The organism is Streptomyces sp. NPDC032472, assembly GCF_040636955.1.
GTDB lineage: Bacteria > Actinomycetota > Actinomycetes > Streptomycetales > Streptomycetaceae > Streptomyces.
Genome location: NZ_JBEZVK010000123.1, coordinates 1 through 10,393, shown reverse-complemented (window position 1 = coordinate 10,393; position 10,393 = coordinate 1). Strand labels below are relative to the sequence as shown.

Sequence of the window (10,393 nt, the reverse complement as noted above, 5' to 3'; positions counted from 1 at the left end):
CGAGGGGTGGACAGAGACGAAGCATCCGGACTGGGAGAGTTCCTGCGGACACGGCGGGCCAAGGTCACCCCCGAGCAGGCCGGGCTGCCGGGGACGACCGGGCGCCGGCGCACCACGGGCCTGCGCCGCGAGGAAGTGGCCCTGCTGGCGGGCGTCAGCATCGAGTACTACCGGCGGCTGGAACAGGGCAAACAGCACCGGCCCGGGCCGGCGGTCGTGGAGGCGGTCGCCCGGGTGCTCCGGCTGGACGAGGACGAGCGCAGGCACCTCTTCGAGCTGGCCAGGGCCCCCCGGGACACGGCCGCTGACCCCGGGACGGCACCCTCGCGGGCCTTGCGCCCGGACGTGCTGCGGATGCTGGACATCGTCGACCCCTGCCCCGCGTACGTACTCAGCCGGGCCAACGACCTCCTCGCCGCCAACCCGCGCGGGCTGCGCCTCCTGCACGGCATCGATGCATGGCCGCAGGCGCGCCGGAACACCGCCCGCTACACCTTCCTCCACCCCGCCGCCCGGACCCTCTGCAGCAACTGGGAGGACGTGGCCGCGGCCACCGTCGCCCATCTGCGCGCGGCCGCCGGGCGGTACCCCGAGGCGCCCGACATCACCTCCGTGGTCGGCGAACTCGTCGTCAAGAGCGAGGAGTTCGCCGCGTTGTGGCAGCGGTACGAGGTGCGCAGCCGCACCAACGGACGCAAGCACTTCACCCACCCCGCCACCGGCACCATGGCCTTGAGCTACGAGGCCTACGAGGTCGCCCGCACCGAGGGCCACCGGCTGATCGTCTACCAGGCCGAGCCCGGCACCCCGGACCACGACGCGATGCTGCTGCTGGCTCACGCGGACGCCGCCGCGACGCGCGACGGAACGGCGGACGACCCCTCCTCGGTGCGGGCGCACGGACGCTGATCCTGGACGCCCGCATCGCGGCCCGCCTTGCCCATCAACTGCCCTGGCGGGCACAGGTCCTCATCGTCACCCGGCTGCAGTGGCTGCTGGGCCGGTTCGTCCTGGAGAGGATGCTCGTACCGGATCGGGACGGGCCGCCACGCGGACGCCGGCGCCGTCTTTCCTTCACATCCGCCAGTGCTGTCCGGTGTAGTTCCCGCAGGGGTTGAGCACCAGTTCGAGGTTGAGTGCCGGGGGTCCGCTCGTGTCCAGGCAGAGGCCACTCGTGGGGTTGACGAACTGCTTGCTGCCGGCGTCGTAGCGCCATTGCTGGCCACTGTGGGAGCCGCAGGAGTTGAGCACGGCCCTGACGCCGGTGGCGGGTTTCCCTTCCGTGTCGAGACACAGGCCGCTGGGGGTGTTCGCGAGGTGCAGGGTCGTCCGGTCGTACTGCCAGATCTGACCGCTGAAATTCGCACACGCGCGGAGCACCACCTCGAGTCCGGGTCGTTGCGGGCCGTTGGTGTCGATGCAGAGGTCGCTGTGCGTGTTGGTGATCGGGCCCGTGGACGCAGGGGCCGGTGGCGGCGGTGGAGCCGGCTGGGCCGCCGCCGAGGTGGGCGGCGCTGACGTCGTCGGAGACGGGGAGGGTGCCGTGCCCGCCGGCGACGCGCTCGGAGGCGCAGTCGTGCCGAACGCCGTCGGGTGTCCGCTACCGGACATCACCGTCCAGAGGATCCCGGCGGTCGAGAGCAGGAGCACCACCGCTGCCGCGGCGGCGGTCCGGGTGGTGCGCTGCTTCAGCAGTGGCCGTGGCGGCGCCGTGGCCGTTTCGGGCATCTGCCATGCGGTGGCGAGCACCGTGGTGACGGCCTCCACGCCGAGGATCGTCCGAGGGTCCTCGGCGCCGGTCAGTTCGGCGAGCAGCTGCCCGGGCGTGGGACGGCGCTCGGGTGATCTGGCCAGCGCCGGAGTCAGCACTGTCTTGAGGTGGTCGGGTGCACCGTCGAGATCGGGTTCGTCGTGCAGGACCCGGTAGAGCACCGCCTCGGACGGCCCGGTGCCGAACGGGGGCCGTCCGGTGGTGGCGTAGGCGACGGTCATCGCCCAGGCGAACACATCGGCCGGAGGTCCGGCCTGTCCGCGCACCTGTTCCGGTGCCATGTACCCCACGGTCCCGATCGAGACGCCGGTGCGGGTCAGCGCCGTCGCATCGGCGGCCTGCGCGATGCCGAAATCGATGACCTTCGGGCCCTGGTTCGACAGCAGGACGTTTCCGGGCTTGAGATCGCGATGCACGATGCCTGCCCCGTGGATCGCCGCGACCGCCTCGGCGAGGCCGACGGCGAAGCCGTGCGCCATGTCCCCTCGCAGCGGGCCGTGCTCGGCGACGTGTTCCGCCAGCGTCGGGCCCTGTACGTACTCCATGACGACGTACGGGCTGCTTGCGTCGACCTCGACCGCCAGCACGCGGGCCGTACATGCGCCCTGGACGCGCAGCAACGCCGCGGCCTCACGCCGGAACCGCGCCCGGAACTCGGAGTCGGAGGCGAGTTCCTCCCGGAGCCGCTTGAGGGCGGCCAGTCGGCCATCGGGAGCTTGCGCCAGGTAGACGACGCCCATGCCGCCTGCGCCCAGCCGACCGACGAGCGTGAACTCGCCGATCCGCTTCGGGTCCCCCGCACGCAGCGCACTCAAACTCACCTGGCTCCTCCTGAGACGTAGGGTGGTCGCGGACCACGGACGCCCTGGAGGCTTTGCGCCACCATGCTCGCCCCCCTCGATCCGCCCCACGCCCAGAATGCAGTCCGCCAACACCGCTGGACCCGCTGTCTGTTGCGGCTGAAATCGAGCTGTGACCGGGACCGGCACGTCCGCCGTCACGGCACGCCAGCCGGTGGGCGCGTCGCGTGGGGCCGGTCCGTACCGCGGTCGCCTTCGCCGCCCACCTGCACGGGCCGGTTGGGCCGTAGGAGGGAAGCGTGGGCAACGCTCCCGGCGGGCGGAGGACGGTGGCGGCTCCATCCGATAGATACCAGGGTCGTGATCACCGGCTACTGCAGGACTACGACAGCCCTCCGCCGATCCACCGGCGGGACCGGGCTTCCGACGTGGGCTGAAGGGGGGATCCCGTGTCGTCGAGACGGATTCTCGGAATGAACCGACGAGGCAACCGCCGCATGGTGCAGGTCGCGCGCGGCCGGCCGCGCGCGCTCCTGCTGGCGCTCGCCGTGATGCTCACCGTGGCGGCGCCGGCCGCCGCCGCGGCGCCCGCCGAGCCGCGGCCCGGCGCCCCCGCCTCGGCCGGCAGCAGTCCCACGCCCCAGGGCGGCGAGGGGAAGCTGTCGCGAGCCAAAGTGAAGCGCCGTGTGGACGTACGGGCACTGCCCCGCCGCCAGCGCACCGCCGAGCCGCAGAGGCGGCCCTACCTCGCCCCTCCGAAGCGGCGGGCACCCGTGGGACCGGTGCGACAGCCGAGCCTGCCGGTCACCACAGCGCTGCTGACCCCGAAGGGCGCGGCCTCGCCGAAGGCCGCTCCTGCCTCGGCCGTCGTCGAGCGGCTGAAGACGTTCCCCACGCTCGGGAACGTCGACACCATCACCCCTTCCGACACCAATCTCGCGGTCGGGCCCACCTACATCGTCCAGTTCGTCAACACGTCCGGTCAGTTCTACGACAAGGCCGGCAACGCGGTGGGCTCACCCTTCGACCTGGGCGCCTTCTTCGGCTTCGCGGCGGACTCCGGCGGTGATCCGCGCGTGCACTACGACGCCGGGTCCGGCCGGTTCTTCGCCTCGTACGAGGGGATCCTGCCGAACGGCGACGAGGTCGACGTCGCGGTCAGCGACAGCTCCGACCCCCGCGGGGGCTGGTCCGTCTACAACATCGGGAGCAACAGCTCCAACATCCAGCAGGACCGTCCGCTGCTCGGATACAGCAACGACAAGGTCACGCTGAGCTGGAACAACTTCGACAACAGCAAGGCCGAGCCGCCGTTCCTGGGCGCGGTGAACGTGGTCGTCAGCAAGGCGGACCTGCTGGCCGGCGGTTCGATCGACTTCACCACGTTCGCTCAGAACACGGGCCTGGACGACGCCGTCCCGGCCACCTCGCTGTCGTCGATCGACGACCAGCTCTCGATGAGGCACGACGGCACCAATGTGACGGTGACCACGATCACCGGCGTGCCGGGCGTCAACGCGGTCAACCGCACCGTGAACACCATCGCCATCGGGACCGCCGACCCCCCGCCGCTCGCGGCCCAGCCGGCCGGCGGTGATCCCACGATCAACACCAACGACGACCGGATGCTCTCGGTCGCCTGGCAGAACAACCACCTGTGGGGCGTCTTCAACGTCAGCTGCACCCCCCTCGGCGACACCGCGGTCCACACCTGCCAGCGCTACGTCCAGATCGCGACCGGCGGGACCCAGACCCTGGCGACCAACCTCAACCTCGGCCTCGTGGGCGGAGACATCTACTACGGCTCGCTGACCCTGAACGACGAGGACGACCTGTTCTCGGGCTTCACCGCGTCCTCGTCCACGATGTTCGCCACCGCCGTCGCGATCGGAGTGCCGGGCGGCAACTTCCCGGCGAGGACCTTCGGGGACTTCTACGCCGCCGGCACGGAGGCCTACGCCTGCCGCTGCAACGGCGACAGCCGCTGGGGCGACTACTCGGGCACGGCGCGCGACCCGAGCAACCCCAAGGACGTCTGGACGGTCCAGCAGATCGGAGCCACCGGCAACACCGGGGTCTACGGCGGCGACTGGGGCACCGCGATGGACCGCGTCACGCTGTCCCCGCCGACCGTCACGGGCGTCGCCCCGAACCACGCTCCCGAACTGGCACAGTGCGTGAACACCGTGACCGTGCACGGCACGGAGTTCCCCACGAGCGGCACCAGTGTCAGCTTCGGCTCCGTGGCCGCCACGAACGTCCACGTCATCGGGCCGGAGGAACTGACCGCGCAGGTACCACGGCAGGCACGGGGCACGGTGGACATCACCGTGACCACGCCCGACGGCACCAGCCCGATCACCGCCGCCGACAGGTTCACGTACGACGCGGACACGTCCGCGCCGAGCGCCTCCGCGAGCGTCTCGCCGTCCCCGAACGGCGCCGGCTGGAACAACAGCAGCCCGGCGACCGTCAGCATCTTCGCCGGTGACGGAGCCTGCGGCTCCGGCATCCAGAAGATCACCTACAGTGCGAGCGGCGCCCAGCCGATCGGATCCACCGACGTGTCGGGGGCGAGCGCAGCCGTGCCGATCACGACGGACGGCGTGACCACGGTGACCTTCACCGCCACCGACAACGCCGGCAACACGTCCACGCCCCAGACGATCACGGTGCGTCTGGACACCGGGCCGCCGACGATCACCGTCGTGCGCCCGACGGCCGGCACGTACCTGTTCCACGAGTCGGTCACGGCGTCCTACTCGTGCACGGACGCCACCTCCGGCGTGGCGACCTGCACCGGCACGGTCCCCAACGGCAGCCCGATCGACACCTCGACGTTCGGCCCGCACACCTTCACGGTGAACGCCGCGGACGTCGCCGCCAACCCGGCCGCCAAGAGCGTCACGTACACCGTGGCCTACCGGATCTGCCTGCTCTACGACCCGACCCGGCCGGTCCGCGGCGGGAACAGCACGGTCCCGATCAGGCTGCGGATCTGCGACGTCAACGGAGCCAACCTGTCCGGCCCGGGCATCACCCTCACGCCCAGCCAGATCGTCGGGCCCACCACCAGGCCGTTCACGACCCCGTTCCGGTACGACGCACAGCTGGGCGGCTACATCGTCAACCTCCCCACCAGCGGACTGGCCAACGGCAGTTACACCCTGCGGTTCACCATCAGCGGTGCGGACACCACGACCCACGTGGCACCGTTCACCCTGCGCTGAGCCGCATCCGCCCGCACCGGCCCGCACCGGCCCGGACCCCCTCGGGTCCGGGCCGACGTGCGTCACAGCAGCCTTGACCTTGACACTGTGGCAAGGCCTTCACTGCTGCCCAGGAGGTGGTCCCGGTGGTCATTCGGGCAGAGGAAGCGGACACGGTGCAAGCTCTCCAGGGGCTGGCGAGCAGCAGTTCATCGGTACGGCTGCGGGCGGCGCTGGCGGTCGGCACGGCAGCGGACTCCCGCTGCGTCGACGCGCTGATCGAGCGGTGCGCGGTAGAGCCGGACTTCCACGTGCGGGACATGCTGACGTGGGCGCTGACGCGGCTCCCGGCCTCGGTGACCGTCCCGAAGCTGGTCGACGAGCTGGGCTCGGAGTGCGCGCAGGCACGCAGTCAGGCGCTGCACACGCTGTCGAAGGTCGGGGACCGGCGGGCATGGCCGGCGATCACGCGGGCGCTGCTGACCGACGCCGACGAGGAGGTGGCGCGCAGCGCCTGGCGGGCTGCGGTGGTCCTGGTGCCCGAGGGCGGTGCGTCCGGCTTGGCCGAGGTGCTGGCTACGCAGCTCGGGCGCGGCGGCCGTGAGACGCAGTTGAGCCTGAGCCGGGCCGTGGTCGCCCTGGGGGAAGCCGTCGCCATCCCCGTCCTGCGGGCCCCGATGGCGGGCCCGGACCCTCGGGTGCGTCAGCACGCGATCGCCACGGAACGGCTGGTGCGCGACCCCGATGCCGGGTTCGGGTTCGCCGTTGAGCAGGCGAAGCGGATCATGGTCTTGGGCGCGAGCGCCCGGGAGGAGTGACAGGACGTGTTGATCGGTGATGTGGCACGGCGGTCCGGGGTCAGCGCCCGGATGCTGCGCCACTACGAGTCGCTGGGCCTGCTGCGGCCGACGGGGCGTACCGGGGCGGGCTACCGGGAGTACTCGGGTGAGGACATCCGGCGGATCTTCCACATCGAGAGCCTGCGCTCGCTGGGGCTGCCGCTGCGCGACGTCGCGCGGGCGCTGGACGATCCCGGGTTCACCCCCTCCGGGCTCATCGAGACCCTGGTCGGCCAGACCCGCGAACGCATCGCGGCCGAGACGGAGCTGCTGACCCGGCTGGAGCGGATCGGCTCGGCGGAACCCGCCGACTGGGAGGACGTCCTGCGCAGTGTCGCGCTCCTGCACGCCCTGGGGTCGGAGAGCGCCGGGACGCGGCAGCGCGCGGCGCTGTCCGCGGCCGAAGACGGTGCGGTGCCGGTGGAGGCCCTGGTCGAAGCGGCGCTGGGCGAGTCGGACGTGAGTGTCGCCGGCGCGCTCCGCTGGGCGCTGGCCCGGTCGGGCGATGCCGCCCTGGCCCTGCTGGCGCAGGGGCTGGGCTCCCCGGCGGCCGAGGTGCGACGGCGCGCCGTGCAGGCCGTCGCGGAGATGCCGGACCGCGGGGCGACCGCGCTGCTGCAGGACGCCCTCGCGGACGGCGACCCCGCGGTCCGGCGGTGTGCGGCGCTGGCGCTCGGGGTACGCGGGGTGGCCGACGCGGTCCCGACGCTCACCGACATGATCGCCGAGGGGGCGAACGACGTCGATGCGGCCGACGCCCTGGGCGCGCTGGCGAGCGATCCCGCGCTCGCGGACCGCATCGTCGCCGGGCTCGTCGACCGCCTCGGCACCGGCAGCGTGGGAACGTCCGCCCGGCTGCGGCTGGCGCAGGCCCTCGCGGACATCCCCGGCAGCACGGCCTCGCGTGCGCTCGCCGACCTGTCCCGGGACGAGGACCGTGCCGTCGCGCTCACCGCTGGGTACGTGCTGGGGCTCCGCGACACGCGATGACGGACCGCACCGCCGTACCCGTTGGGGGTACGGCGGTGCGGCCGGGTCTTCCTCAGAGCGCCGATATCTCGGCCAGCAGGTCGTCCAGGCCCAGTGAGCCCTGCGACAGCGCGGCCATGTGCCAGGCCTTGAGGTCGAAGTCCGCGCCGTGCCGCGCTCGGGCCGCCTCCCGGCCCGCGAGCCAGACCCGTTCGCCGAGCTTGTAGCCGATGGCCTGGCCAGCCATGCCGAGGTAGCGGGTGATCTCGCTCTCGACGTAGTCGGCGGGGCGGCTGGTGTGGCGGGCGAGGAACTCCTGGGCCAGCGCCGGCGTCCAGCGCTCCCCCGGGTGGAAGGGGGAGTCCTTCGGGATCTCCAGTTCCAGGTGCATCCCGATGTCGATGATGACGCGGATGGCCCGCATCATCTGCGCGTCCAGGTAGCCCAGCCGGCGTTCGGGCTCGGTCAGGAAGCCCAGTTCGTCCATCAGGCGCTCGGCGTACAGCGCCCAGCCCTCGGCGTTGGCGCCGACGACGCCCACGGTGGTCTGGTAGCGGGAGAGCTCGCCGGCGACGTGCGCCCACTGGGCCAGCTGGAGGTGGTGACCGGGCACGCCCTCGTGGTACCAGGTGGTGACCAGGTCGTAGACCGGGAAGCGGGTCTGCCCCATGGTCGGCAGCCAGGTGCGTCCGGGCCGGGAGAAGTCCAGCGACGGCTCGGTGTAGTAGGGGGCGGCGGCGCTGCCCCGCGGGGCGATGTGCGACTCGACCCGGCGTACCCGCTCGGCCAGTTCGAAGTGGGTGCCGTCCAGGGTGTCGATGGTGTCGTCCATCAGCTTCTGCAGCCACTGCCGGGTCTCTTCGACGCCCTCGACGGCCTCGCCGTGCCGGTCGCACCAGGCCAGCGCCTCCCAGGGGGTTCCGGCGCCCTGCAGGACCCGCTCGGCCTCGGTGCGCATCTCGGCGAGCAGCCGGTGGAACTCGGCCCAGCCGTACGCGTAGGCCTCGTCCAGGTCGAGGTCGGTGCCGTTGTGGTGGCGGGCGAGTCGGACGTAGCGCTCCCGGCCGACGACGTCCGGTGCGCCCTCGACGGCCGGGGCGTAGGTGTCACGGAGCCAGTCGCGCAGGTCCGCCAGGGAGCCGGTGGCCACGGCGGCGGCCGCGGTGAGTTCGCCCCGCAGCGGCTCGGGGCCGGGGTCGGTGAACTCCGCGAACCAGCTGCGGTCCGTACCGATCCACTCGGTCAGCTGGCCGACGACGGCCGCGACCTGCCGCGGCCCTGCGGGCAGTTCGCGGGCGAGGCCGGCGTTGAGAGAGGCCCGGTAGCCTGCCAGGGCGTCCGGCAGGGCGCGCAGCCGTCGCGCGATGGCCGCCCAGTCCTCGTCGGTGTCCGTGGGGGTGAGGGTTAAGGCATCGCGGATCTGGTGCAGTGGTGAGCCGAGGTTGGAGACGTGCCGCAGGCTCTCCCCCGCTTCGTCCACGGCGAGTTCGGCGGTGAGCCGCTCGCGCAGCAGCCGGGCGCAGCGGCGCTCGCCGGTGTCGTCGGCACCCGCAGCGGCCTCCGCCGCGGCGAGCTGCCGCAGGGTCGTACGGGCCAGGTCGGCCACCGCTTCCCGGCCTTCGGGCGAGAAGTCGGGGAGCCGGCCGGAACTCCCCGGTACGCCCAGGAAGGTGCCGGCGATCGGGTCGAGTTCCACGAGGGCGTCGACATGGTCGTCGGCGACCTGGCGGGGCAGCCGACCGCCCGCGGGAGGGTTGGAATTGCTGGAATCGGGCATACGAGCCGTCCTTGTACCGATGCGTCTGCAATATCAGTCGGACATTAGCAGTCGATGCCCGCGGCGCAACAGATCCATTACGCATTGGCCGTGGTGCGGTCCGCACGGCGGCGCGGGCGCATCAGATCCATTCGTGATTCCGGGCCATGCGCAGTGCGTCAATGCGATTGCGGGCACCCATATTCGCCACGATGGTCGAAATGTAGTTGCGCACCGTCCCTTCGGACAGGCACAGCCGGGCGGCGATCTCCTCCATCGTGTCGCCGCGGTCCACGTGTTCGAGCACGGACAGCTGCCGGGGGGTCAGCGGGCAGTCCCCGTTGGACACGGCTGCGACGGCCAGCTCGGCGTCGAAGGCCCGCTCGCCCCCGTGCACCAGATGGACGGCCTCGAACAGGCGCTGGGGCGGGACGCTGCGCCGCACCATTCCGTCGATCTCCCCGCCGAACACCCTGCGGACGACCGGCCGGATGCATGCGGTGGCCACCAACAGCGTGCGGACGTCCGGAAGGATGGCGATCTTCTCGGCGACGTCGACCGTTTCCTCGTCCCTGCCGTCGAAACTGACTATCACGACGTCGGGTCGATTCAGCTCGGCGAACTCGAGTGCGGCATATATGTTGTCCACCGATCCGACGACCGCAATATCGGGATGCTGTTCCAGTAATGCGGTGAGCGCAAAGCGGGATAGGGAAAGATCGTCGTAGACCATTACATCGACACTCATTCGATTCCCCTGTGAATTGAGACGATGCAGCGATGGCGTGCGCGCGCAGCGCCCCTGTACGGCGAGCAGGTACCGGGCACCGCATACCGGACACCTTTGCACGCGGGCGTGCTTGGGGCGTCAAACCGTCCGCTGCCTCTGTCAGATCGCTCGCGGTTCGGCATCGAGTCTGGGACGGGCCGCTCCCGGAGCGTTCCCGACCGGTTCCCGGAGCGCCAGGGGAAGGCTCCGGGTCGGCCGGCGAGGGAATCCGGGCATGGCTGCGCCGCCCACCGGGACTCCGGTGGGCGGCGCGGCGCCC

The 10,393-nt window shown here is 71.8% G+C and carries 7 protein-coding genes; 4 read left to right on the top strand and 3 right to left on the bottom strand.

From position 1 onward, the window contains the following. Nucleotides 1-6: 6 nt before the first annotated feature. On the top strand, nt 7-909 hold the full coding sequence (locus AB0F11_RS36115; RefSeq protein ID WP_362183476.1) for a helix-turn-helix transcriptional regulator: 903 nt from the start codon (nt 7-9) through the stop codon (nt 907-909). A gap of 165 nt (nt 910-1,074) precedes the next feature. Here the strand turns inward: AB0F11_RS36115 and AB0F11_RS36110 are convergent, their stop codons facing one another. Continuing rightward, nucleotides 1,075-2,682 (bottom strand): serine/threonine protein kinase, encoded by a 1,608-nt coding sequence (locus AB0F11_RS36110; protein WP_362183473.1) that lies wholly within the window; start codon nt 2,680-2,682, stop codon nt 1,075-1,077. 362 nt (nt 2,683-3,044) lie between these two features. Between AB0F11_RS36110 and AB0F11_RS36105 the strand changes: the two genes are divergently transcribed. From AB0F11_RS36105 to AB0F11_RS36095, 3 genes are all read left to right on the top strand, one after another. Continuing rightward, entirely contained in the window at nt 3,045-5,801 is a 2,757-nt protein-coding gene (locus tag AB0F11_RS36105) for a hypothetical protein (RefSeq protein WP_362183470.1), read from the top strand. Between the two features lie 125 nt (nt 5,802-5,926). Beyond that, entirely contained in the window at nt 5,927-6,598 is a 672-nt protein-coding gene (locus AB0F11_RS36100) for a HEAT repeat domain-containing protein (protein ID WP_362183467.1), read from the top strand. Between the two features lie 6 nt (nt 6,599-6,604). Further along, entirely contained in the window at nt 6,605-7,609 is a 1,005-nt protein-coding gene (locus AB0F11_RS36095; protein WP_362183465.1) for a HEAT repeat domain-containing protein, read from the top strand. Nucleotides 7,610-7,661: 52 nt separating this feature from the next. Here AB0F11_RS36095 and AB0F11_RS36090 read toward each other — a convergent pair whose 3' ends face one another. Both AB0F11_RS36090 and AB0F11_RS36085 read right to left on the bottom strand, forming a co-directional pair. Next, nucleotides 7,662-9,365: a DUF885 domain-containing protein gene (locus AB0F11_RS36090; protein WP_362183463.1), complete on the bottom strand. Its 1,704-nt coding sequence runs from the start codon at nt 9,363-9,365 to the stop codon at nt 7,662-7,664. 121 nt (nt 9,366-9,486) lie between these two features. Then, nucleotides 9,487-10,092, bottom strand: a complete 606-nt coding sequence (locus AB0F11_RS36085) for a response regulator transcription factor (protein ID WP_362183460.1) — start codon at nt 10,090-10,092, stop codon at nt 9,487-9,489. Nucleotides 10,093-10,393: the final 301 nt, after the last annotated feature.